This is a genomic window from Sutcliffiella sp. NC1, from assembly GCF_027594365.1.
GTDB lineage: Bacteria > Bacillota > Bacilli > Bacillales > Bacillaceae_I > Sutcliffiella > Sutcliffiella cohnii.
The window spans coordinates 2796720-2822627 of the sequence record NZ_CP115153.1 but is presented as its reverse complement, the minus strand read 5'-3'; the positions used below and the strand labels follow the sequence as shown (position 1 = coordinate 2822627).

Here is a 25908-nt window from a genome sequence, read left to right as displayed (position 1 = left end):
GTGATATGATAGAAAAATAAAACAATGAAGTTAGGGGTATAAAGTAATGTTAGTTTCTACAAAGGAAATAGAAGTAAGATATGCAGAGACAGATCAAATGGGTGTCGTTTATCACGCGAATTATTTAGTTTGGATGGAGTTAGGAAGAACACAAATAATAAAGGATTTAGGATTTTCGTATGCGGCTATGGAAGAGGATGGAATTATTTCCCCAGTTATCGATATTCAAGTTTCTTATAAAAAACCTTTACGCTACGGAGAAATGGCCACTATTAAAACATGGATTGACCAATATGATGGATTTAGAGTCGTTTATGGTTATGAAATATTTACTCCAACAGGAGAAACTGCGCTAACTGGAACCTCCTCACATGTATGCGTAAAAAAAGATACGTTCAGACCTATCATTATTCGAAAAGTGTATCCAGAGTGGCACGCAGCTTATGAGCAAGCAAAAAAATAAGGGGAAATACTAAATGGCTTTTGGAATAAAAAAAGACGAATTAAATGAGTGGAAATCAAAAGTACGTAATGGAGAGATTGCTTTTTTAACTCATTATTGGATTCACCCAAAGTTTGAAGGAATTACTACTGTAACAAAAGTAGGTTGTTCCAATGTAGAAAAATTAGTTGATTGGGGGAAAAAGTACGATTTGCGAAAAGAATGGATACATAATCGCCAACAATATCCTCATTTTGATCTTATTGGAGAAAAACAACTAGAGATATTACAAGCTGAACATCAATGGGAACAATACAATAAGTTTATTAACAAGGAGAGGTGATGTTGTATCTACAACATCACCTCCATCTATTACTCATAATTAAATACAGGTTCATCTAATTTTGAATCGTAAGAAATAACGAGGTCGTGCCCTTCGAAATACCATGCCTCTTTTTCTTCTACATAAAAAGTAATCCCATCTATTTCTACTTTTGCAATAGGACTTTCAGGTTTTTCTTTCTCAATTCCCAGGGAAAAACCTTTTTGAATGTTACTACAGCCACCATAACGAACGTGAAATCGGAGGGAATCACCTGTATGAAGGTCTAATTCTTCTTTATACCAATCAAAAGCTTCTTTTTCTAATTTAATTTGCATTTTAAATAAACTCCCTTCTTGTACCTAAACAAGGACTTATTATTATTATATATAAATAATAAATAGAAAACCAAAAAAAAGAACCGGAGGAAGTAGAATGATTTTACGTTACACGATTTGCTTTATCGAAAAAAACGGGCAACTCTTACTCTTATACCGAAACAAAGCACCAAATCAATTTAAATGGAATGGTGTAGGGGGAAAAATAGAAAAGGACGAGACACCTTATGAAAGTATTAAACGGGAAATTGTAGAAGAAACCGGATTAGAGGTAAAAAACGTTTCTTTTCGAGGTATCGTGACATGGAATAACGAAGGTGGTATGTATGTATTTGTTGGAAATGGGGTTCATGGTGATTTAATAGAAGGGCCAGAGGGTAAGCTGGCTTGGAAAAGTATAAACTGGCTAAATGAATCAGAAGAAGCTGTATCAAACATAAAATATTTTATTAATGATATTTTACATGGGGACAAAGTTATAGAACATTCATTTCAATATACTTCTGAAGGTGAAATAATACTGTATGAACAAAAGCCACTAACAACCGATTTTACTCAGTCTGTTTATAAGCAAAAACTTGTAAAAAGTTAGTTTACATAATAATTTTATTATTCGTAAACATACCTAAAAAAAGGCAGCTAATTAGCTACCTTTTTTTATTTTATTGTCCATCATTAATCCATTGGAACATATGGTCCATCATTTCGTTATTTTTAGCTGCCGCGTTAGAAAAACCGTAGTCGCCAGCATCTGATAATGGAACAATATGATACTTTGCCGAGCGTAATTGAGACACATACGTAGGAATAAATTGATCCACTTCGATATTAACACTAGAACCGTCCTTATCGATTGTTTTTGCAATACGTAACTGAACAATTCCACCAATGTCTTTATAATTCCCTACTTGTGCAGATAAGAAATTACCTAATGAGTACACAACAAACATTTTTCCGCCATCTTTTTTCTCTATAAATTGCATTGGCTGTAATACATGAGGGTGATGGCCAATGACAATATCTGCACCAGCATCCGCTAAAAATTGGGCAAGACTTTCTTGCTCCTGATTTGGATATAAAACATATTCAACTCCCCAATGCATACTTACAATGACAATGTCGGAATGTTCCCGTGCATGTGCAATATCTCCTTCTATTCTTTCGCGGTCAATAAGATTAACTAAATAGTCTTTTCCTTGTGGTATAGGAATTCCATTTGTTCCATATGTATAGGAAAGAAATGAAAAGACTAATCCATTTTTAGTTATCGTTCTTAAAGTATCACGATCTTCTTCATCTTTATAACCGCCAGTATATTGCATCCCGATTTTTTCGTAATGCCCTATTGCGTTCATGATAGCACGTTCCCCACGATCTAACGTATGGTTATTAGCAATACTCACTATATCGATACCTGCGTCTAATAAGGCGTCAGCAACTTCAAAAGGGCTATTAAAAGAAGGATAGTTAGAAAGCCCAATTTCCGTTCCTCCGATAATTGTTTCCTGATTCGCGATGGAAATGTCCGTTTCCATCAAATATTGTTTAACAGGGTTTATCATTGGTTTAAAATCATATCCATCTGCTGTTTCGGCAGTATGATAAACAGAATCATGTATAAGTAAGTCTCCTACAGCAGAAAGTGTTACTTCTGTTGTAACAGTTCTATCGAACGATACAACCGATTTAGCACCGTGTGTGTGAACGATTTGAGGTTCGTTCGATGATGGTACTGTACTTGAAGCTGATTGTTGATAAAAAATATAAGATAATAAAGCGCTACCTAATAATAAAAAAATAAGAACAGGTAAAATGAATCTCCAATTGTTCTTCAAGATGTATTTCCCCTTTTTTAGCTAATATGTTACATATATCTCACTATAATACATTTTACCTATAAATGGTGAACCTTTTGAAAAAAAAGTCGAAAAATTTTAAATAGTAGAAGGTGATAATAATTCGAATATCGAAATAAGAAATGGAACGAAAAAGGAGGATGAAACAATGAAATTTAACAAGCCTAGTGTTGAGCAGTTTTTTCGTGTATATTTTATTCAAAACTTTGCAGTAAGTCCAGACGAATCACAGTTAGTGTTTAGTAGTAATTTTACAGGTCATTACAACTTATGGGCAATGGATTTACCGAGTCAATTCCCGTATCAATTAACATTTCATAACCAAAGCTGTCATAGCCTTCAGTATAGCAAAGATGGATCTTATATTATGGCAAGCTTCGATGATGACGGAAATGAATTAACCCAATTATATGCGCTACCGAACAATGGAGGCGAGCTAAAAAAAGTTCGTTATGAGGCGGAAAGTAGACATATGAATCCTATTTTTTCTGAGGATGGTAAGACGCTATACTATACAAGCACAAAAAATAACCCAACATACTTAAATGCCTACAAATATGATGTTGATACGGAAGAAGAATCGTTGCTTTTAGAAGGAGAAATTGCTCCTACGTATTTAGCAGACGTTTCAAAAGATGGCCAAAAAAAATTAGTAATTAAACATTTTGCTAATACATATACGTTAGCGTATTTAGTAGATGGGGAATCAGTAAAGCAAATAACACCTCAAACAGAAAAACAACATACCGTTAGTGACATCGTTTTTGCTTCTAATAACACTATCTATTTAACAACTAACTATGATGACGATTTTAGTTATTTAGCTAAGTATGATATGGAAACAGGAATTTTTACACGTCTAACGCATGAAGATCATCTAGATTTTGAGGCAATAAAGTTAGATAAGGATAGAAACTTATTATACTTAACTTCAACAGTAGGTGTAGAAGACGAGCTATACAGTTACGACCTCGAGTCTGAAATGCTAGCAAAAGTGGACATACCAGTAGACATCGTTGATAAAGTAGTCGTAGCAAAGAGTGGGACTGTTTATTTATTAGGACGTACGGCTATTAAACCATTTAATATATTTAGAAAAAAATTAAATGCTAGTGAATGGGAGCGGTTGACAAATTTAAATGTTCCTGGAGTTACAGAAGAGGAGTTATGTGATCCAGAAGTATTAAAGTATCCTTCCTATGATGGATTGGAAATAGAATCATTGTTTTTCCGTGCAAGAGAAGAGGTCTCCAATGGTCATGTTATCCTATGGCCACACGGTGGTCCACAAGCGTCGGAACGTAAATTTTTCCGATCTTATTTCCAATACTTAATACACCGTGGGTACAGTATATTTGCACCAAACTTCAGAGGATCATCTGGCTACGGCCTATCGTTTATGAAAATGGTAGAAGGAGATTGGGGACATGGGCCAAGACTAGATAACATTCAAGGATTAGAGTGGTTAATTGAAAATGGATATGCACAACGAGATAAAATCCTATTAATGGGTGGAAGCTATGGTGGTTACATGGCACTATTATTACACGGGCGACACCCAGAATACTTTAAAGCAGTTATTGATATCTTTGGTGTAAGTAATTTATTTTCATTTATTGAGTCAGTACCAGAACATTGGAAGCCTGCAATGAAGCAATGGGTCGGTGATCCGGTAGAAGATAAAGAGCGCTTAACCGTTGATTCTCCAATTACGTATTTAGATACAATGACACAACCGATGCTTATTATTCAAGGAGCAAACGATCCACGGGTAGTAAAGGCAGAGTCAGATCAAATTGTGGAAGCATTAAAAGAAAAAGGTAGAGATGTTCAATATTTAGTATTAGACGATGAAGGGCATGGTTTCACAAAAAAGGAAAATGAAATAACAGTGTATAAAACAATACTAGAGTTTTTAGATAATTATATTAAATAAAACACGAAAAAAGGCTTCCCGTAAAGGAAGCCTTTTTAGCATAATAATTTGCGCTACAAGCTTATTTACTTTAGGTTAAAGCCATTTTATTTTAGGTTCTGTCTTATTCGCTATTCTTTTAATGTTTGCCCTATGCTTAAAAATGACGAATGCTGAAAGAATGGACACAACTATAATTAAGGCACCATCTCCTTGAAACAAGCTGTATAGGGTTGCAACAACTGCTGTAATCATAGAAGATAATGAAACGTATTTCGTTAAATAAAGACATAAGAAAAAGCAAGCAAGCATAATGACGAATAATAATGGTGAGTAAAAGAGTAATACACCACCTGAAGTTGCTACTGCTTTCCCACCCTTAAATTTTGCGAAAATAGGATATACATGTCCAACAACAGCGAACGAACCTACTAGTAAAGGATGTACGTCAGCAGCAAAAATGATAGGGAGTGCAGTTGCTACCGTACCTTTTAAAATATCTGCAATGGTAACAATTAATCCTGCTTTGACTCCGAGTGTTCTAAAAGTATTAGTTCCACCTAAATTTCCGCTTCCGTGTTCTCGAATATCGATGCCATAACCAACTTTACCGACAATTAAGGCGGATGGAATGGAACCAAGTAAATAAGCAAGTATTATAACAATAATAATTTCAATCATTCCAAAACTCCTTTATGTATAGCTTAATTTTAATATATGTCAAATTTGAAAAAAAGCAAAGAAGTTTTTGCAATCTAAACTACCGATTTTATACAATTTCGAGAAAGTTATACTAATTTTGTGGAACCTCCTTTAAAATGTAATAGGGGAGGAATCTAACATGATGCATGATGTAAAAACAAAAGAAAAAAACAAAAGTTTAAAAACAATAGGTATAGTAGGAATCTTATTTGCTTGTACTGTTATTATTACAATTATTTCTCTTTTTCCTTTTCCATCTAATGAAAAGCTGCAATATACCGACTTAACAAATCCAATTATTTATAAAGGGAAAATATATGAAAAAGAAGCATTAATTCAAGAAGACGTAATCTACTTTCCTCTCTCTTTTTTTATGGAACACATTGATAGAACGTCTGTTTATGATGAGCAAAGTAAATCAGTAATTATTACAACGAAAGACAAAGTTTTTCAGTTTCCAATAAACTCTTTAAACTATTTTTTAAACGAAGAATCATTTTCATTTCAAGTCCCTACAATTATTAGTGAAGATAATGAAATATATGTGACTGTTGAACCTCTATTAGATCTTTATGACAAAGAAATTAATAGAAATACATCTACAGGAATTATTATGGTGAGAGATACGAGTGATATACTTGTTTTAGGTAAAACATTACCGAGTAAAGAGCACTTAAAATATTTAAGAAATGAACCTTCCTTACAATCACCATATACAAGTGAATTACAACAAGGAGAAGAAGTAATTATAGAAAGTGAAAAAGATGGTTATTATTTCGTTCGGCAATCAAATGGAATTGCTGGTTATGTTAAAAAAGAAGTTATTGAAATAACGTATCAACAATATGTAGCAGAGCAAAAAGAGGAAAAAATTGATACGAATCGAGTTCAATTACCATGGCCTATTCAATTAACTTGGGAGGCTGTTTATAGTTATAACCCAGACACATCAAAACTTCCTAACATGCCTGGGGTCAATATAGTTTCTCCAACTTGGTTTCATATTCAAAATGAAGAAGGCGATATTTCTAATTTAGGTTCTTTAGAATATGTGAATTGGGCAAAGGAAGAAGGATATCAAATATGGGCTTTGTTTGCTAATGATTTTCAAGATTTAGATATGACTCATGAAGTATTCAGTAGTTTCGAAAAGAGACAAAAAATGATTCGCCAATTACTACAGTATAGTGATATGTATGACTTGGATGGAATTAATTTGGACATAGAAAACGTTCGCTTAGAGGACGGACCATTCATTACGCAATTTGTTCGTGAAGCAGTTCCTTATTTTCATAGAGCAGGGCTAGTTGTGTCTATGGACATAACGTTTATTTCTACTAGTCCTACTTGGTCCCTATTTTATGAACGGGAGGAGCTTGCAGAACTAGTCGATTATTTAATTGTAATGGCTTACGATGAACATTGGGGTACTTCCCCAGTTGCAGGAAGCGTAGCAAGCTTACCGTGGGTGGAAAGCAATTTAAAAACTTTATTAAAGGTCGTACCACATGATCGCCTTATTTTAGGTATTCCACTGTATACGAGACTTTGGAAAGAGGAAGTAACGGAAAATGGGAACATTCAAGTTACATCACGTGCTCTTAGTATGGATGCTGCAAATGAGTGGATAGAGGAAAATGAATTAACTCCTAATTATGAAGAGAAAACAAAACAAAATTATGTAGAATTTGTAAATGAAGAAGAAAATGCAACGTATAAAATGTGGCTAGAAGATGAAACGTCGTTAGCGAAAAGAGTTCAGCTTGTTCATCAATACCAATTAGCAGGAATGGCTACTTGGAGTAGGGTATTTGCAAACGATTCTGCATGGGAAGTAATGTCTAAAAATAGTCAGCACATTGAAGTTGTTTCAGATTCAAATGGAGATTAGACTTTTATCTTGAATATATTTATGAGACAATAACAAGTATATATAAGTAAGATGGTTTAAAAGGAGCGATTTTCATGAGCATTGAAATCCCTAGTAGAGAAGAAATTGGACAACTATTAAAAAAGAGTAAAAGAATAGCGGTAGTTGGCTTATCTAACAATCCAGAGAGAACTTCTTACATGGTATCAAAAGCGATGCAGGACGCAGGTTACGAAATAATCCCTGTTAATCCTACTGTTGACGAAGTGCTCGGAGTGAAGGCAGTTTCCTCACTTGCTGAAATCGAAGGACATGTGGATATCGTTAACGTGTTCAGACGATCAGAGCATTTAATGGATGTCGCGAAAGAATTTGTTAACATTGATGCAGACATTTTTTGGGCACAATTAGGTTTAGTAAATGAAGAAGCGTACCACTTCTTAAAAGAAGCAGGTTATACAGTCATTATGGACCGTTGTATAAAAGTAGAGCATGCTTTAACCAAATAAAAGTCTCTCACGTCCTTGTTTACAAAACAAGGGCTTTTCTATCTCTTTTATTAGAAGAAAACAAGCGAATGTTTTGCTAGTCAGTACGTATGTCTGTAGGGAAGAAGAACAGACTAATTTTAATCCTTCGTCTATTTTCTTGCTAGACAAGCAATAAATGTGTGTTAATATAAATACGAATATTTGTATAAATGAAATATCTACCGATACATATAGGTAGATGGTTGTTAGATTGAAAGGGGTATGTTTTTTGTGGCAAACAATAACAAGTTTGAATATAACGACGATGCCATACAGGTACTAGAAGGTTTAGAAGCTGTTAGGAAACGTCCAGGAATGTACATCGGTAGTACCGATAGCCGAGGGTTACATCATTTAGTCTATGAAATTGTAGATAACTCCGTAGATGAGGCTTTAGCAGGTCACGGTAATCAAATTACTGTTACAATACATAAAGATAATAGCATTAGTGTTGCGGATAAAGGTAGAGGTATGCCTACTGGAATGCATAAAATGGGAAAACCGACCCCGGAAGTTATTCTAACGGTTTTACACGCTGGGGGTAAATTTGGTCAAGGCGGATATAAAACGAGCGGAGGTCTACATGGTGTAGGTGCTTCCGTTGTTAATGCGCTTTCAGAATGGTTAAAGGTTACCATTAAGCGTGACGGGTATATATACGAACAAACATTCGAAGGTGGCGGAAAGCCAACATCGACACTTGAAAAGATAGGAACTACGAAACAAACAGGGACTACTATTCACTTCAAGCCAGACACAACTATCTTTAGCACGACTACTTATAATTACGAAACATTAAGCGAGCGTTTAAGAGAATCAGCTTTTTTACTAAAAGGCTTAAAGATTGAACTTATTGACAAACGTCATGATCAACAAGAAGTTTTTCATTATGAAAATGGAATTGAGGCATTTGTTGAATATTTAAATGAGGAAAAAGATAGTTTACATCCGGTCGTTTATTTTGAAGGTCAACAAAATGGGATTGAAGCGGAATTTGCTTTTCAGTTTAATGATGGCTATTCCGAAACGATTTTATCTTTTGTTAACAATGTTCGTACTAAAGATGGTGGTACGCATGAAGTTGGAGCCAAAACGGCAATGACACGTATTATAAACGAATATGCCAGAAAAGTAGGCTTGTTAAAAGAAAAAGATAAAAATCTAGATGGCACGGACATTCGCGAAGGATTAAGTGCAATCGTTTCTGTCCGTATACCGGAAGAAATACTTCAGTTTGAAGGGCAAACGAAAGGTAAACTAGGGACAAGTGAAGCTAGATCAGCCGTAGATGCCATTGTATCTGAACATTTAGCTTACTTTTTAGAAGAAAACCCTGAGACAAGTACGATGCTTGTTAAAAAATCAGTAAAAGCATACCAAGCGAGAGAAGCTGCTAGAAAAGCTCGTGAAGACGCTAGAAGCGGGAAAAAGCGTAAACGTTCTGAAACATTGTTAAGTGGAAAACTAACACCAGCTCAGTCTCGTAATCCGCAAAAAAATGAACTTTATTTAGTAGAGGGAGATTCTGCCGGAGGATCTGCAAAACAAGGGCGTGACCGAAAATTCCAAGCAGTTTTACCACTAAGAGGTAAAGTTATAAATACAGAAAAAGCTAAATTAGCAGATATTTTCAAAAACGAGGAAATAAATACGATTATTCATGCAATTGGTGGTGGAGTCGGAGCTGATTTTACAATCGATGATATTAATTACGATAAAATTGTTATTATGACGGATGCTGATACAGACGGAGCTCACATTCAAGTTCTTCTGTTAACATTCTTTTATCGCTATATGAAACCGTTAATAGAGGCAGGAAAAGTATTTATTGCGCTTCCACCACTATATAAAGTTAGTAAGGGCACTGGAAAAAAATCGGTCATTGAATATGCTTGGTCAGAAAAAGAATTGCAAGCAACAATCGATAAGGTTGGCCGTGGCTACACGTTACAACGTTATAAAGGATTAGGTGAGATGAACGCAGATCAATTATGGGATACGACGATGAATCCTGAAACTAGAACGTTAGTTCGCGTTCGTATCGATGATGCTGCAAGAGCAGAACGCCGTGTTACAACACTAATGGGTGATAAAGTAGAACCGCGTAGAAAATGGATAGAAATGAACGTAGCATTTGGATTAGAAGATGACCCTAATATTTTGGAAAATGATAATGTGTTGGTCGCAGCAGAGGAGGTATAACGAATGACAGAGATAGAGAAGTTTCATGATTTACCGTTAGAAGAAGTGTTAGGTGATCGCTTCGGCCGATATAGTAAATACATCATTCAAGAACGTGCACTTCCAGATGCACGTGATGGTTTAAAACCAGTACAACGCCGTATTTTATATGCAATGTATGCGGAAGGTAATATTGCAGACAAGCCGTTTCGTAAATCTGCTAAAACAGTCGGTAACGTAATAGGTAACTATCACCCGCACGGGGATTCATCCGTTTATGAAGCGATGGTTCGTATGAGTCAAGATTGGAAAGTCCGTAATGTATTAGTAGAAATGCACGGTAATAACGGTAGTGTGGATGGAGACCCACCTGCAGCGATGCGTTATACCGAGGCGAGACTTTCTGCCATATCTTCAGAATTACTACGTGATATCGATAAAAACACGGTAGAATTTATTCCGAACTTTGATGATACGAGCGAAGAGCCAGTTGTATTACCAGCAATGTTTCCTAACCTTTTAGTCAATGGATCAACAGGAATTTCTGCAGGTTATGCAACAGACATTCCTCCTCATCATCTAGGAGAAGTGATTGATGCCACGATAATGCGAATAGACAAGCCTAGCTGTACAGTCGACGAGCTTATGCAAGTAATAAAAGGTCCAGATTTCCCTACTGGCGGAATTATTCAAGGGGTAGACGGAATAAAGAAAGCTTATGAAACTGGTAAAGGGAAAATAATCGTTCGCGGTAAGGCGGACATTGAATCGGTTCGCGGTGGAAAGCAACAAATCGTAATTACCGAAATTCCTTACGAAGTGAATAAAGCAAATCTAGTGAAAAAGATGGACGAGCTTCGATTAGATAGAAAAGTAGAAGGGATTTCAGAAGTACGGGACGAAACAGATCGTACAGGACTTCGAATCGTTATTGAACTAAAAAAAGAGGCCGATGCGAACGGGATACTTCACTTCTTATACAAAAATACAGATCTTCAAATTCCGTATAATTTCAATATGGTAGGTATTTTAAATAGACGTCCTACACTAATGGGATTACATCATATGTTGGATGCGTATATTAACCATCAAAAAGAAGTGGTTACGAATCGCTCCAAATATGAGTTGGAAAAAGCAAAAGAACGCCAGCATGTTGTAGAAGGATTAATGAAGGCTCTATCTATTTTAGATGAAGTGATCGCAACAATCCGTGCTTCAAAAGATAAAAGAGATGCAAAAGATAATTTAATAAAGGAATTCGATTTTACGGAAGCTCAATCGGAAGCAATCGTATCGTTACAACTTTATCGTTTAACAAACACGGATATAACGGCATTACAAGCAGAAGCAGAAGAGCTTCATAAAAAAATTACGGAACTAGAGGCTATTTTAGGTAGTGAGAAAAAGCTTCTTTCTGTTATTAAACAAGAGTTAAAACGCGTGAAAAAGACGTATGCCGATGAACGTCGTACGATTATTGAAGCGGAAATAGAAGAAATTAAAATTAACTTAGAAGTGATGATTCCTTCTGAAGACGTAATTGTTACGGTTACGAAAGATGGTTACGTAAAAAGGACGAGTTTACGATCATACAGTGCATCAAACGGGAAAGATTTCGGTATGAAAGAAACAGACCGAATTCTCCACAAATTAGAAGTAAATACAACGGAAACAGTCCTACTATTTACAAACAAAGGGAATTATTTATTTATTCCTGTTCACGAACTCCCAGATATTCGCTGGAAAGATATGGGGCAGCACGTAGCGAATATTATACCAATTGATCGCGATGAAGAAATAATTAAAGCTATCCCAGTGAGTAATTTTGAGGAAAATAAATATTTATTGTTTATGACGAAGAACGGTATGGTCAAGCGTACGGAGCTCTCTCATTATAAGGCACAACGATATTCGAAATCGTTAGTTGCTATTAATTTAAAGGGAGACGATTCGGTCGTAGCTGTATATTTAACAGACGGGCATTTTGATATTTTCTTAGCAACACGTACTGGTTATGGTTTATGGTTTGGTGAAGAAGAGGTAAATATTGTTGGTGCAAGAGCTGCAGGTGTGAAAGGTATTAATCTTAAAGATAACGATTATGTCGTTAGTGGACTAGCTTTCGAGCCGAATAAACATCAGCAATTAATGATTACAACCCACCGTGGTTCGGTGAAAAAGGTGAAAATTACAGAGTTTGAAAGAGCGTCACGAGCAAAACGAGGCTTAGTAATGCTACGGGAAGTAAAAACAAATCCACATGAAATAGCCTCTGTTGTTGCCGTTTCGGACGAAGTAATTGTACACATAGAAACAAGTAAAGGCATTGTAGAAGAAATCGATCCAATTAATTATAGAAATAACGATCGGTACAGTAACGGATCTTTTGTTCTGGACCAACAAGAAGCAGGAGAAGTAGTGACTGCTTGGACGGTACGAAAAGAAGAAGAGAGTAAGTAGTTCTAGTCTAGTGGCAGAAAAAAACAAATAAACTGTTTTAACAAGCGAATTAGTATTCTAATTCGCTTGTTTTTTGTTAGGAGAAGTTTAAAAAGTTTCTGTATAAAATACACCCTATAATAAATACTTAAATTAACATGATGCAATGGAAATCTGTAGAGAAAAATAATAAAGTTGGTGGAAAATTGAGTACTAAATACAACTACCTAATAATACTAAGTGTTCTCAGTTTGACTTTTTTTATCTTTTTAGCTAATACATATGATTCAAATATTGTAGAAAAAATGGATATACAAACAATAAAATATATTCAAGGTTTAGAGCATCCAAACATCACCTCCGTAATGAAGTTTTTTAGTTATATCGGCGATACAATCCGAGTAATAATTATTTCCATCATTATATTATTTGTTCTATACAAGGTCTTTCGCCAACGAGTGGAATTAATTCTCTATATTATTGTGTTAATTGGTTCCACAACGATTAATGTGTTGTTAAAGAATTTTTTCCATAGAGAACGCCCAAATTTTTATAGAATGCTTATAGAAGAGGGGTACAGTTTTCCTAGTGGGCATTCAATGGCAGCATTATCTTTGTATGGTATAATTAGTTTTTTGTTGTGGAGACATATACCTAAACACAGTGGACGAATCTTGTTAGTTTGTATAAGCGCATTTTTTATTCTCATTATTGGGGTAAGTAGAATATATTTAGGTGTTCATTTTCCGAGTGATATTATGGGTGCTTATTTAGTAAGTGTGTCTTGGCTTACGTTCACAATATGGGGATTTATAAATGTAAAGGAAAGGATTATAACTAAATATAAAGCAAATTAACAGCGCTTTATTAAAAATTAGTCGAGACAATGAGTTATAAACTCAAAAAAGCAAATCAAAAAAATAAGTGTGGATCCAAGAGAAGGGTTAGCACTTTTTATGTAGAATTTATTAATCGAACGAAGAAGTGTGAAGTTACTCCGTTACCTCATGCTTCTTTTTTTGGGTTACTAAATAAATTTTTACATTATAGGGGCTGGGGCAGACTTAACCAATATGTACAACCCGTGTCACTATTAGGAGGGAAATAAGTAGTATTATGGTATTTATGAGCAATATAAAACGAATGTCAAAAGTACTGTCGATGGCATTTGTCATTTTTATTCAAATTTATTGGTATAAAGTAACTAAAAAAACGGAAGCAGATTGGGAAACACTGTGGGTGAAAATAGGGAGTAGATTTCGGAAAACATTATTTGAATTAGAAGGGTTACTTATTAAAGTTGGACAATTGCTAAGTATTAGAGCGGACTTACTTCCCAATGGATTTATACGACAAATTCAAGGTCTTACAGATCAAGTTCCTCCTTCTAAATGGGAAGAAATTAATAGTATTGTTGAAGCGGAATGGGGAGCTCCGTTAGACAAGTTTTTACTTCACATCGAAAAAAAAGCGATAGCATCTGCTTCCATAGGGGAAGTTTATAAAGGTGTTTTAAAAAATGGTGAATCAGTTGCTATTAAAGTACAACGTCCTAATATTCAATCCATCATACAAACAGACTTCCGTACGTTAAGTATTATAATTTGGTTTGCTCATCATTTTGTTCCAATGCCAAAAGGATTTATAAACTTAAAGGTTTTATTTAAAGAGCTTAAGGAAGTTATTGTACAGGAACTCGATTTTTCGCAGGAAAAAAATAACCTACATCAATGTCAAGAACATTATAAATCTGTTGATGTGGTGAAAATTCCTACCGTGTATTCTGAACTATGTACACCAAATGTCTTGGTTATGGAATGGGTCGATGGAATAAAGTTGACAGATGAAGAAGGGATTAGTCAATTAGAAATTACTAAATTACAATTGGCTGAACGTTTGATGGAAGTTTTTCTTCCCCAGTGGCTAGAACCAGGTATGTTCCATGCAGATCCCCATTCAGGAAACGTTCTTGTATCAAAAGAAGGACAAATCATATTATTAGATTTCGGTATGATAGGGAACATTTCCAAAAAGGATGCTACCAATTTTCAAACATTAATTGAAAGTTTATTATCAAAAAATTACCCTAAAGCTGTAGAGTGCTTAACGAACTTAGGATTTTTACTACCTGAAGCAGATCCAAGAACGATGGAGAAGTTGATGGCTGAATTACTGTCCTATCAATCTACTACACAATTAAAAGAAATCGATCTTATAGCCTTAAAATTGGAGATAAATGACATCATTCAAGCACTTCCAATTCAAGTGCCAACTAAATTTGTTTTCTTAGGTCGATCTTTCATTACAATGGAAGGAATGCTTCGTAGCCTGGCATCAGATGAGGAACTAATGAACGTCTTAAAAACTGTATTTATGAGTTGGTTAAGTAAAAAAGGTAATAACAGTTGGTCGTTTCTTTCGTTTTGGTTACAATCACAGCCTTTATTTAAGACTATCCATTCTTTTACAGAATTTCTAAAACTACCTCAAAAACTAGAGGTTATAAAAGAAACCGAGCAACGTAGACATTTTCAATTTACTATCTATGAAAATAACAAAAAGAAGCTATTTCAAATAGTATTCTTAGGGATTATAGGAATTGGGATAGGTATCCATACGTCCCATCAACTTTTCTTACAGCTTTCAGTCGGAGTATCTATCGTCTCCGGTGTCGGCTACTTTTGGACCAGTTTTAAGTTAAAAAGATGGATGAAATTCATGCATGAAAAACGAAGAGGATAAATTAGATTTTTTTCTATAAGCTTTAGTGGGTGACTATACCAGGCAGCGATGATTCTAGAAGGATTATCGCTTTTATTTGTTGAAGGTAATAAACTTACGTATTAAGTTTAGTTACATTAAGATAAGAATATATGTGGAGGTGCTATATTTGAGACTGTTGATAATTGGATTATTACTATTGACAATAACTGGTTGTGGTAATGTGAAAGAGGAAGAGATGATAGAACATTTAGTTTCTTCGCATTCTGATTTTTATATGCTATATGCCATTCCAGGAAAGGATAAAGAGAATTCTGACTCGCGGGAAATACAAGATTATTATAGTGTGAACTTTAATCAATTTTTAAGTAAAGAAAGTTTAGATACCCTTTTATATGGGACATATATTTGGTTAGTACCAGGTGAATATCCTGGTATTGAATCTTTTGAATATGTAGAGAAACTTGAATTTAACGAGTTTCCCTCGTTTGTAATTTTTGATTCAGAGACGTTGGTCTTTAAGTCATCCAACATTGAAGAGGTTGATGAATTCCTGTCAGCAAGGGAGGAAACGCCAGGAATAAAACTAAGAAAAGAGCAAGAAATTGATTACCACACTGGGGAGTAGAGTAATCCAAAAAAACAGGAAAACCAAATTAAAGGTAGTTGAACTGATGGAATGCATTTCATAAAAAATAGAAATGCATCTTTTTATTTTGATTAAGTTACTATATTTGTTCAGAATTTATAGAACAATATATTCAGTATTTATTGAATATAAATTTCAGTTTATGTATAATATAACCAAATTAACATTAAAGAGGTGATCGGATGGAAGTTTTTCACGTAACAAGTAGGAAAAGAGAAACGTATGACGTTCAGGTGGCTTATTCACCGCTATGGGAATGTGCCCTTGGAATTGCAGCAGTAACGAACTCCCGATTAATTGATACTTTGGAAAGACCAAAATCATATTGGGAAGAACTTAGAGGTTCATTGTCCACGACTCTTATAGATCATTTAGATTATGTCGAGGAGCACAATACTTGGAAGGCACTTTTACAACTGCTACATCAATGTAAAAGTAATAACTTGAAAGAATTCTGTTCTAGTATTGAATCGTTACAAAGTTTGAAATTTAAATTTACATGTCTGCCTTATATTGGAGAGAAGTATCAACAATTGAGGGAAGCGGCAGCTGCTGGAGAAGAGAGTGCAGTCATGGAACTGAAAGAGAAAACGAGTGAAAATCCCTTTTTCCCTCAATACATACAATTCATTAGTAACAGCAACACAGATGAACTTAAAGCTCACCTAATAGAAGTTATGACATTATGGTATGAAGCAGTAGTAAGTCCAGAGTTAGAAAAGATAAATCAAATTTTAAAGATAGATTATGAGTCTAAAAACGAAATGAGAGAAAAGCTGTCCCCGGAAGAACTTGTTCAGTGGGCAACTGGTGGAGTTAATTATCTCCCCGAGCCAAGTGTTCATAATGTATTACTCATTCCACAGTATATCTATCGTCCTTGGAATATTGAAGCAGATATAGAAGACACAAAAGTATTTTACTATCCGGTCGCAAATGAAAGCCTTTCACCAAATGACAAATATATGCCAAGTAACTTCCTAGTTCAAAAGCATAAGGCGTTAGGAGATGAAACAAGGCTTCGAATAGTCAAGCTTTTATCGGAATATGACCGATCGCTCCAAGAACTAACAGAAATATTAAATATGGGGAAAACGACGATTCATCACCATCTAAAAATATTACGTGCCGCTAAATTAGTTGAAATGAATGGTGCGAAATATTCCTTGAAAGCGAATGTAGTAAAATTGCTTTTCAAGGAACTAAATCAGTACTTAAAACGGTAAGGATAGGTGACCTTATGAACTCTTCTTTATTAAAGAATCGCTCGTTTGTTAGTACATGGGTAGGAAATGGAATATCAGAGCTTGGTGGCGCGTTCGGAACCTTCTGTAATTCTATATTAATCTATCAACTTACAGGTTCTACTCTAGCACTTGGGAGTATGTGGCTTCTATATTTTTTACCATCTCTAATTCTTCAACTTTTTATAGGCCCCTATATTGACCGTTGGAGCAGAAAATGGATTATGGTACTCTCGCAATGGACAAGGGGAGTCGTATTTCTTATTCCACTAATGGCATTAATAATAGGTAACCTAGAAGTTTGGCACATTTATGCTGTACAGTGTATCGTTGGATTAATCACACCTCTTTATGTACCTGCAAACCATGCGATTATCCCCACTATAGTAGAAGATAAACATCTACAGTCAGCAAATGCATACATTGACGGAACTGCCCGCTTAATGACTTTTTTATCTCCAATCATTGCTGGAATAGTAATTGAGTATACGAGTGTTACAGTTACTCTTACACTTGTGAGTTCTTTTATGATTATTAGTGGATTTACTTTACTTTTTATTCGAGAACAGAGAAATAGACCAGATGTAAGAAAAACATGGTTAGCCGATTTTTCGGAAGGAATTTCTTTTTTCTTCACTCAGAGAGTCATAGTGTGGTTAGGTATTTTTTTAGCATTTGTCCAATTCGGAGTAGGAGTAACGATGGTAACAACTCTTCCATACATTACAGAAGAATTAGGAGGGACTTTTGCTGAATATGGGTATTTTATGGCGGGCTTTCCTATCGGATACATTATCGGTGCTTTACTGGTGTCAAAATTAAAATATAAGAGTCGTAGATTTCTCATGTTGGGATCTCTTTTTATAGGAGGCTTAACATTTATAGCGCTTTGTTTTACCTATAGTATTCCATTAGCAATAACAACCGAGGTAATTGGTGGAATAGTAATGGCTATTTTTAGTGTACATAATACAACGATTTGCCAACAAACGGTCCCTAATCAACTAATGGGGAAAGTGTTCTCAGTGCGTTTACTAATCATAAGAGGTGCAATGCCATTGGGAGTACTTGCTGGTGGTGTATTAAGTGAAATGTTAGGGGTAAGACCGTTATACCTTTTTATTGGTTTCATCATTAGTTTAGTTTCACTACTAGGAATGTGTTTACCATATTTTAAGTTTATTGATGAAAGAAACAGTCAAGAAAGAGTTGCTTCGTAATATTAAGAGGAAATTCATTACCTTAAATAGAATATTTTTAGGGAGTAAAATTATTATGAATTAGGTGGTATTATGAACAAAATTATTCCGAAAAGGATACACATTATTGGCTCTGTTGGAAGTGGTAAAACAACTTTAGCAAAAGAATTATCTTTAAAGTTAGATATACCATATTATGAATTAGATAATGTAGTTTGGATTAGGAAAGAGTCTGGCGATATTAGAAGAACTGAACAAGAAAGAGAAGAGTATTTAAATAGAATAATACAATCAGAAAGTTGGATAATAGAAGGGGTTCACAATGAGGATTGGGTAAGCAACTGTTTTCAAAGTGCAGATTTGATTATTTTTTTAGATACAAAATACTCATTAAGAACCTATCGGATAATAAAGAGGTTTCTCAAACAAAAACTTCGATTAGTGTAAACAGTCACTTTTTCTCCTCCAATATACAACTAAATTTTGCAAATTTCTCCGGAGTAACATCTATACTTCTCTAAAATAATGTGCTAAATTTTTTGCATATTACAAGGGGAGGTTTTTTTATGATCATTTCTTATGATTTTGGCATTGGATTAGTGGAATATGGTGAAAGAGGGATAGAGAACGAGTTTCCTTTATTGGATGAATGCTCAAATTGCCATTGCCCTGCACATGGAAATCTTCATCGTAACGGATATTATTGGCGTTATGGGATAACCGACGATGTTACATTACGAATCCCTATTTGTCGCATTAAATGTTTACAATGTAAAGTGAATATTTCTATTCTACCAGACTTTCTCCTACCATATTTTCAACATACTGTTCATACGGTTTTAGATAGGGTAAAACATGTGCTTCAAAAGAAAAAAGCAAAGGGCAGTCGTCAACTAGTAAGTTTTTACTACAAGCGTTATCTTAAGGGGATAAATTGGATACATAGCTTCTTTATCGATATCGGGCTGGTTAGCGCAATGTCAGGAAACATTATAAAAGAAGCCACAAAATATATGAAAATGATCTCTGATTTTGGCGAATCACCTTTCTTGCGAAGGTCACAAGGTCATTTATCAACATACTTTATGGCAAATTAATTCTATCATATTTGAGTGATTTAGAAAATATTGTTTATCCCACATACCTTTTTCATAGTCAGAAAATATCGAAAAAAGTAGAATAAGAATCATGGATGACCGGTCGTCCTTCTATAAAAAGGAGGAAGATTCCATGAATGAAAAAGAACGTGAACAGGTGGCCTTATTTCGATATGGGTTGATTTCCCCATTATTTAATGAACAAGTTGATCCGAAGGAATATTTTAAAGGCTTGGAGGGTAAGCTTCATTCCATTCCTTATTATGGGGAAAGGAAAGTGGCAGAAAAAACAATAAAAGAGTGGCTGCTTCATTATCGCCGACATGGGTTCGAGGCATTAAAGCCAAAGAAACGGGCAGACCAGGGGAATTCTAGAAGATTATCTCCTGATGATCAAGATCAAATTCTTGAAATACGAAAAAAATTTCTCCATATGCCAGTGAGTGTTTTCTACGAACATCTCATCGAGCTAGGAGAAATCAACAAAAATCAAATATCTTACTCTACTATAAACCGATTACTGAAAAAACACAACTTAGTAGGGAAAAATATTTTGGCTACTCCTGAACGGAAAAGGTTTGCCCATGAACGAGTCAATGTTTTGTGGCAGGCAGATTTGTCTCATGGCCCCTATATACCAATAGATGGCAAGAAGAAAAAGACATTTCTCATTGCCTATATAGATGACTGTTCACGCCTCGTTCCCCACGGTCAATTTTTCTCGTCAGAAAAGTTTGATGGGTTAAGAGTCGTGACAAAAGAGGCACTCCTCAGGAGAGGAAACCCCACCATCATTTATGCGGATAACGGGAAAATTTATCGTTCGGAAACACTTCAATATGCGTGTGCACAATTAGGAATTACGTTAGCCCATACGCAACCGTACGATCCTAGGGCGAAAGGAAAAATAGAAAGGCTTTTCAAAACGATTCAAACAAGGTTTTATCCCCTACTTCAGGCAAAGCCAGTTCATTCCTTAGAAGAACTGAATGAAAGGTTTTGGAGATGGTTAGAGGTAGATTATCACCGAAGAGTTCACGCTTCCCTGGATGGAAAAACGCCACATGAAGTCTATCAATCTCAATTAGAAAATGTGAAATTCCTAGACAACACGTCTATTTTGGACTCCATCTTTTTGAAACGGGAACATCGAAAAGTAAAAGCAGATAGTACCATTACATTAAATAAACAACTTTATGAAGTACCTCCTCGTTTCATTGGTCAATCAATTGATGTCCGATTCGATGAAAAAGGAATATTTATTTTTGAAGATGATAAAAAGGTAGCTGAAGCTATACCAGTATCTATGAGTGATAATGCCCATGTCAAACGGGTTCGGTCTCCTTTTACGTTATCAGCAGGAAAGGGGGAAGTCATAGATGTATAAGTCTTTTTATTCCTTATCCCAAGCTCCCTTTTCAAAGGAATTACGTTCAACAGATGCCTTCGCTTCCACAGACTATCAAGGTGCCATAGGGGCCCTAGATTATCTTAAAAAGTCAAAAGGAATGGGTATTCTCATTGGAGATCCAGGTGCAGGAAAAACTTTTACATTGCGCACCTTTAAAGAATCTTTAAATCCCTCGTTATATCATGTAGTCTATTTTCCACTCTCTACAGGGGGAGTAATGGATTTTTATCGAGGCTTAGTTTATGGCTTAGGAGAAGAACCAAAGTTTCGTAAGGTGGATTTATTTAGGCAAATACAACAAGGTATTGAACGAATGGCTCAAGAGCGTAAAATCACTCCCGTCTTTATATTAGATGAAATGCATATGGCGAAAGATGCCTTTCTACAAGATTTAGCGATTCTCTTTAACTTCCAGATGGATTCAACGAATCCTTATATTCTAGTTTTAGCTGGACTGCCACACTTAAAAACACGAATCGCCCTTAATCATCATCGACCTCTAGCACAACGAATGATTATGAAATACGAGATACAGCCTTTATCAAAAGAAGAAGTAAGAGAGTATATTCAACACCATATGAAGTTAGCAGGAGCGAAAATGCCGATTTTCACGGACGAAGCCATTGAGGCTATCGCTTCCCGTTCACAGGGGTGGCCACGAGTAATTAATTCATTATCGATAAATAGCTTATTATTCGGGTCACAACTAAAAAAAGAACAAGTAGATGAAGAAGTTGTACGTCTGGCAATTGAGGATAGTGGCTTATGATGAAAAAAGGGATACTAATCTATGATCATGAGGTACAGGAATGGAGATTGTGGATTGAACATAAAGCCTATTGGTTACAGCAAGGTGATTCTTTTGAGTTACTCGTTCAAAATCAATATTTTCAAGCATACCTTGAGAAGGACTTTGATTGGTTTGTCACCTTAGAGGGAGAAGTAATGTTTGTATTACATGTTCAACATATATATAAGGTACAAGTGAATCCACAAAATTATTTGGAAGTCGAGGACCCGTTTTAGGGTCTTTTCTTTATCAATAAAATCTGAAATAAAATGAATAAGATTTTGCACATTCCGAAATATAATGGAAAAACGAGCACATTATCTCAGATTATGTTCTGAATTAATTTGAAAAAGAGGTGCTGAAACAATGTGCTCGTTTACACGATTAGAGAAATCAAACTACAAACCAACCTTAAAAATATTTTTCAAAATGTTTAAGTGGAACCGATATTTTGAAGACGTGGGGAAAGTTAATTTTTTCAAAAAATATAGCATGCATAAAAACAAGACAGAAATTATTAAGGACACAAATAGTATTAAGCAATTATTCACTTAGTGGGAATGCTTCTGTAAAGGGGAAATTTGCTATTAGTGATATTAACAGAGTAGTTTAGCTTAAATAGTCAAGTTAAATTAATAGTAGGTGGTAGAATGTCATTGGAGAGAAATAAAATGATTACCGAATTGAAGAAGATAGTTATCCCTGAACTTAGAATAAGAGGATTTAAAGGTTCTTTCCCCCATTTTCGTAGAATTAGCAAGGACAAAATAGACTTGATGACTTTCCAGTTTGACAGGTATGGAGGAGGTTTTGTAATTGAAGTGGGGGTATGTCCATCTGAAGGAATTACTCATTCATGGGGGGAGAAAGTGCTACCCAATAAAGTAACAGCACATGACTTACATAATAAGTTCAGGTTGAAAGAAACGAAGGGTCAATGGTTTAGATACGATGTTGAATATGAATCTAAAAACATTTATGAAGAGGTTGCAAATGAAGTGTTGGAACATCTATACGAGGCTGAAGATTATTGGAATATGTCTATCTTATAATCTGAGAAAGGAATACGTTAACACTTGTTAGGACTATTATTACCAATAATTGTGTGGACGACCATCCTATTGCTTGTGTCAACAAAAATATTATAAATTACAACCAAATGACAAATTTTCAAAAAAGCAAGCGTTAAAAACGATATAACCACGTAAGTATGACATGTTTCAATCTCCAAGAGCTTAACGCTAAACATATAGTAAAGTGCCGATATTAAAGAGAAATTGGCGCTATTTTTTATGTAATTGGAAACTATAAAACCATTATATTAGTAGGTAATTGTTCGGTATAATGTTCGCATAATTTTATAATGGTGATTCAATTGAAACGGATAATACTAGCATCATAAAACCAATATTGGAATATTGAAAGAGATAGTTATGGGAAAATTTATATTAGCTCTTATCCAGAAAGGTATCAAAATGATATAAAAGATGCTGTTATAAAAACTAACTAAAAAAGTAGCTGGAGTTTTTATCACTTTTTGAAATATCTTCCTAAAAAAAGATTGACTATGTGGTGCACAACACAGTTTATTATATATCCGAGGGAGGATAGGAATGTATAAAGTAAGTGAGTTTTCCGAATTAACAGGGTTAAGTAAAGAAACGTTACGATATTATGCAGAGGTGAAATTATTGGAACCAGCTTATATTGACCCTAGTAATAAATATCGTTATTACGATGATGGAAGTTATTTTCTTGCCATATTATTAAGTAAATTAAGGGGATTTGGTTTTACCGTACAAGAAATGATTACTGTAATGGAAGATGAATCCTTCTCTCATTTGGAAGAGTTGCTAATAGAAAAGAAAGAAAAGATAAAGATGCAAATTGAAGAACTTCATCAGAGTGTTGAAGAAATCAATGACTTTCTTGCATCTGGGAAGGAGGAAAGCGAATCATGCAATGGAAAGAAGAAATAGTGATTTCAACGAATATAGAAAAAGTGTGGGATCTTTTCGCCGATAAAAATATAAAAAGAATTATGCCCAAAGTAGAAGAGCATCAATTAGTGGAGAAGAAGGAGGGGGAAGTAGGAGCAAAGCACCAGCAAAAATATCGCGAAGGAAAACGTGTCGAAACGTACATAGTCGAAACATTAGCGTATGAAAATAGTGAGAATAGGAAAATGAAAAAAATCTCATTTGTTTTAGGAAAAGCATTTGAAATTACTCTCACATTTACACTAGTTAAGCTAGACGATACCCACACGAAGTTTATATATGAGGGCCAAAATAAAGGAGTTAATTTTGTTGGTAGAGCGATGTTAAAGCTTAGCGGACAGAAAAATAACCCTTCCGTCGTACAAGAATTTATGCAGAGGGTCGAACAAGAAGCAAGGAAATCCATATAATAGCAGACTGCTAGTGCTATAACAAGAAGACTTTGCAACAAAGACTACTTAGGCAGAATCCAATTATATTGAGAAGATGCACATCGTTCATCAAAAATGTAGAAAAGGCACAATATTAGTGCCTTTTCCAGATCCAGAAAGTATTCTATTTTGCGTATTCATCCGGCTGATGAATACCAAAGATATTTCCTTCTGTATCCTTATAGTAACCTTGCCACGCCATGCCAGGTAGCGCGTATTTCGGTAACGCTACAATGCCACCTTTATCAAGAATTTTTGCTTCAATTGCGTCGTAATCGTCTACTCCTATGGTACATGCATAACCGTTAAGAGGTTGGTTTTGTTCTGGGGGAGGACTCTGACGTTGCATTAACGCACCGTTAATTCCTGGCCATTCTTCACTGCCAGTTACTGCCCCGAAATACGGCATTCCAGCATATTCGCTCCAATCTTCAAATGTCCATCCAAATACTTCCCCATAAAACGTTTTCGCCCGGTCCATATTATCAACGTGAATTTCAAAATGCACTATTCTACTCATGATTCCCTCCTATTTTTTAAGTATTTTGATAATTATTCCTCATTTGTATTTTCTACAAATCTATTGTTACTCCTGCTTCATTAATGATGAAATAAAGAAATAAATATATATATAATTCCATTAATATATGTTCAAGCTTTTTTGTAAACTCCATATTTGGATGATAATCCTACTGGAAAAATGTCTAGAACATTCTCTTATTGAATCTTACGTAATAGTAATCTATCAGTTTCAAAAGTAGGCAAATTCCGAAAAAAATCTTCCATGATAGTACCTTCACATGCAATTTTCCATTATTTTAACATTAAATTTCTGAATATTAGGAGTAATAGTTTATAATATAAACGGTAGGAAGTAAGATTGGATATTAATTACGAACCACTTACGAAGAGATTACTAGCTATTTATAAATGAATGAATCAGGTATAAAAAAAGGAGTTGTTACAATTGGAACTAAATGATGTAATACATGGGCACAAATCAATACGACAATACGAGGATAAAGAAGTAAGCCAAGAACTACTTAACCAAATATTAGATTCGGGCATTCGCGCCTCATCGAGTGGTAATATGCAAACGTACTCAATTATTGTGACAACAGATAAAGAGCTTAAGGAAAAACTGTACAGCGCACATATGGAGCAATCGATGGTAGTTGACGCCCCAGTACTCATAACTTTTTGTGCTGATTTTAACCGGATGAGAAAATGGTTGAAACTGAATGATGCACCTGTTCAGTTTGATAACTTTATGAGCTTTATGATTGGGGCTATCGATGCAACTCTTGCTTCTCAAAATGTTGCATTAGCTGCAGAAAATGCGGGACTAGGCATTTGCTATATGGGCTCTACCTTAGCAAACTGCGATCAAATTGGGAAACTATTAAACTTACCAGCAAATGTTGTGCCAGTAGTAGGTTTTTCGTTAGGTTATCCTGCTGAAAATCCAGCGCCTCGTGATCGTCTGCCGAGACATGGACTAGTTCACTATGACCAGTATCATGATTATTCGGATGAGGATATTGTAGAAATCTATAAAGAGAGAGATGAAAAAGGTTGGCAGCGTTACATGGACGTTCCTAAGCTGAAGGAAATGACAGAACGCCTAGGTTTAAAAAATCTTGCCCAAATTTATACGATTGCAAAATATACGAAAGAGTCTCATCAGGAGTTCTCCCAGACAGTTTTAAACTACTTAGAGAAGCAAAACTTTATGGAAAATGAATGAGGAAAAGAAAAATTTTTAGGCAGG

25 protein-coding genes and 1 pseudogene are annotated in these 25908 nt (G+C 35.1%); 22 read left to right on the top strand and 4 right to left on the bottom strand.

What is annotated here, in order from left to right; all coding sequences use genetic code 11:
* The first annotated feature begins 46 nt into the window (after nt 1-46).
* Together O1A01_RS14755 and O1A01_RS14750 are read left to right on the top strand one after the other, a co-directional pair.
* Nucleotides 47-463 carry an acyl-CoA thioesterase gene (locus O1A01_RS14755; RefSeq protein ID WP_066411101.1) on the top strand — a complete coding sequence of 139 codons (417 nt, stop codon included), beginning with the start codon at nt 47-49 and terminating at the stop codon, nt 461-463.
* A gap of 13 nt (nt 464-476) precedes the next feature.
* On the top strand, nt 477-785 hold the full coding sequence (locus O1A01_RS14750; protein ID WP_066411100.1) for a hypothetical protein: 309 nt from the start codon (nt 477-479) through the stop codon (nt 783-785).
* A gap of 29 nt (nt 786-814) precedes the next feature.
* Here the strand turns inward: O1A01_RS14750 and O1A01_RS14745 are convergent, their stop codons facing one another.
* The gene (locus O1A01_RS14745; protein ID WP_066411099.1) at nt 815-1102 is read right to left on the bottom strand and encodes a HesB/YadR/YfhF family protein; all 288 of its coding nucleotides are present in this window, start codon (nt 1100-1102) and stop codon (nt 815-817) included.
* Nucleotides 1103-1199: 97 nt separating this feature from the next.
* On the opposite strand from O1A01_RS14745, the gene O1A01_RS14740 reads away from it, so the two are divergent.
* Nucleotides 1200-1694 carry an NUDIX hydrolase gene (locus O1A01_RS14740; RefSeq protein ID WP_066411098.1) on the top strand — a complete coding sequence of 165 codons (495 nt, stop codon included), beginning with the start codon at nt 1200-1202 and terminating at the stop codon, nt 1692-1694.
* Between the two features lie 70 nt (nt 1695-1764).
* Here the strand turns inward: O1A01_RS14740 and O1A01_RS14735 are convergent, their stop codons facing one another.
* The gene (locus O1A01_RS14735) at nt 1765-2937 is read right to left on the bottom strand and encodes a CapA family protein (protein WP_270064423.1); all 1173 of its coding nucleotides are present in this window, start codon (nt 2935-2937) and stop codon (nt 1765-1767) included.
* 169 nt (nt 2938-3106) lie between these two features.
* Between O1A01_RS14735 and O1A01_RS14730 the strand changes: the two genes are divergently transcribed.
* Nucleotides 3107-4894, top strand: a complete 1788-nt coding sequence (locus O1A01_RS14730) for a S9 family peptidase (RefSeq protein ID WP_270064422.1) — start codon at nt 3107-3109, stop codon at nt 4892-4894.
* A 75-nt stretch (nt 4895-4969) separates the two neighbouring features.
* Here O1A01_RS14730 and plsY read toward each other — a convergent pair whose 3' ends face one another.
* Nucleotides 4970-5554 carry a glycerol-3-phosphate 1-O-acyltransferase PlsY gene (gene plsY / locus O1A01_RS14725; protein WP_443081787.1) on the bottom strand — a complete coding sequence of 195 codons (585 nt, stop codon included), beginning with the start codon at nt 5552-5554 and terminating at the stop codon, nt 4970-4972.
* A gap of 160 nt (nt 5555-5714) precedes the next feature.
* Here plsY and O1A01_RS14720 point away from each other — a divergent pair, with 160 nt between their 5' ends.
* The 17 genes and pseudogenes from O1A01_RS14720 (at nt 5715) to O1A01_RS14635 (ending at nt 24116) form a co-directional block, all read left to right on the top strand.
* Nucleotides 5715-7466, top strand: a complete 1752-nt coding sequence (locus tag O1A01_RS14720; protein ID WP_270064421.1) for a glycosyl hydrolase family 18 protein — start codon at nt 5715-5717, stop codon at nt 7464-7466.
* Between the two features lie 74 nt (nt 7467-7540).
* Nucleotides 7541-7954 (top strand): CoA-binding protein, encoded by a 414-nt coding sequence (locus O1A01_RS14715; RefSeq protein WP_066411091.1) that lies wholly within the window; start codon nt 7541-7543, stop codon nt 7952-7954.
* A 252-nt stretch (nt 7955-8206) separates the two neighbouring features.
* Nucleotides 8207-10177 carry a DNA topoisomerase IV subunit B gene (gene parE, locus O1A01_RS14710; RefSeq protein WP_169714885.1) on the top strand — a complete coding sequence of 657 codons (1971 nt, stop codon included), beginning with the start codon at nt 8207-8209 and terminating at the stop codon, nt 10175-10177.
* Nucleotides 10178-10180: 3 nt separating this feature from the next.
* The gene (gene parC, locus O1A01_RS14705; protein ID WP_270064420.1) at nt 10181-12616 is read left to right on the top strand and encodes a DNA topoisomerase IV subunit A; all 2436 of its coding nucleotides are present in this window, start codon (nt 10181-10183) and stop codon (nt 12614-12616) included.
* 230 nt (nt 12617-12846) lie between these two features.
* Nucleotides 12847-13452, top strand: a complete 606-nt coding sequence (locus tag O1A01_RS14700) for a phosphatase PAP2 family protein (protein WP_270064419.1) — start codon at nt 12847-12849, stop codon at nt 13450-13452.
* A 268-nt stretch (nt 13453-13720) separates the two neighbouring features.
* Entirely contained in the window at nt 13721-15337 is a 1617-nt protein-coding gene (locus O1A01_RS14695) for an ABC1 kinase family protein (RefSeq protein ID WP_270064418.1), read from the top strand.
* Between the two features lie 148 nt (nt 15338-15485).
* Complete coding sequence (locus O1A01_RS14690; protein WP_270064417.1) at nt 15486-15944, top strand: hypothetical protein; 459 nt, start codon at nt 15486-15488, stop codon at nt 15942-15944.
* A gap of 203 nt (nt 15945-16147) precedes the next feature.
* Nucleotides 16148-17191 (top strand): ArsR/SmtB family transcription factor, encoded by a 1044-nt coding sequence (locus O1A01_RS14685; RefSeq protein ID WP_270064416.1) that lies wholly within the window; start codon nt 16148-16150, stop codon nt 17189-17191.
* Between the two features lie 14 nt (nt 17192-17205).
* Entirely contained in the window at nt 17206-18429 is a 1224-nt protein-coding gene (locus O1A01_RS14680; protein ID WP_270064415.1) for an MFS transporter, read from the top strand.
* A 72-nt stretch (nt 18430-18501) separates the two neighbouring features.
* A pseudogene (locus O1A01_RS14675) lies at nt 18502-18849 on the top strand (DNA topology modulation protein FlaR); the annotation flags it as partial.
* A gap of 125 nt (nt 18850-18974) precedes the next feature.
* The gene (locus O1A01_RS14670) at nt 18975-19505 is read left to right on the top strand and encodes a transposase (RefSeq protein WP_270064414.1); all 531 of its coding nucleotides are present in this window, start codon (nt 18975-18977) and stop codon (nt 19503-19505) included.
* Between the two features lie 133 nt (nt 19506-19638).
* Nucleotides 19639-20892: a DDE-type integrase/transposase/recombinase gene (locus O1A01_RS14665; protein ID WP_270064413.1), complete on the top strand. Its 1254-nt coding sequence runs from the start codon at nt 19639-19641 to the stop codon at nt 20890-20892.
* Nucleotides 20885-21685: an ExeA family protein gene (locus tag O1A01_RS14660; protein ID WP_270064412.1), complete on the top strand. Its 801-nt coding sequence runs from the start codon at nt 20885-20887 to the stop codon at nt 21683-21685. Before O1A01_RS14665 ends, O1A01_RS14660 begins: the two co-directional genes overlap by 8 nt.
* On the top strand, nt 21682-21942 hold the full coding sequence (locus O1A01_RS14655; RefSeq protein ID WP_270064411.1) for a DUF5348 domain-containing protein: 261 nt from the start codon (nt 21682-21684) through the stop codon (nt 21940-21942). Before O1A01_RS14660 ends, O1A01_RS14655 begins: the two co-directional genes overlap by 4 nt.
* 420 nt (nt 21943-22362) lie before the next feature.
* Nucleotides 22363-22758, top strand: a complete 396-nt coding sequence (locus O1A01_RS14645; protein ID WP_270064410.1) for a DUF4304 domain-containing protein — start codon at nt 22363-22365, stop codon at nt 22756-22758.
* Nucleotides 22759-23319: 561 nt separating this feature from the next.
* On the top strand, nt 23320-23685 hold the full coding sequence (locus O1A01_RS14640) for a MerR family transcriptional regulator (RefSeq protein ID WP_066411074.1): 366 nt from the start codon (nt 23320-23322) through the stop codon (nt 23683-23685).
* Nucleotides 23664-24116 (top strand): SRPBCC family protein, encoded by a 453-nt coding sequence (locus O1A01_RS14635; RefSeq protein WP_333482912.1) that lies wholly within the window; start codon nt 23664-23666, stop codon nt 24114-24116. Before O1A01_RS14640 ends, O1A01_RS14635 begins: the two co-directional genes overlap by 22 nt.
* Nucleotides 24117-24261: 145 nt before the next feature.
* Here the strand turns inward: O1A01_RS14635 and O1A01_RS14630 are convergent, their stop codons facing one another.
* Nucleotides 24262-24657, bottom strand: coding sequence for a VOC family protein (locus O1A01_RS14630; RefSeq protein ID WP_066411071.1), 396 nt, complete (start codon nt 24655-24657; stop codon nt 24262-24264).
* A 447-nt stretch (nt 24658-25104) separates the two neighbouring features.
* Here O1A01_RS14630 and O1A01_RS14625 point away from each other — a divergent pair, with 447 nt between their 5' ends.
* Complete coding sequence (locus O1A01_RS14625; RefSeq protein WP_066411070.1) at nt 25105-25884, top strand: nitroreductase family protein; 780 nt, start codon at nt 25105-25107, stop codon at nt 25882-25884.
* The last annotated feature ends 24 nt before the right edge of the window (nt 25885-25908 follow it).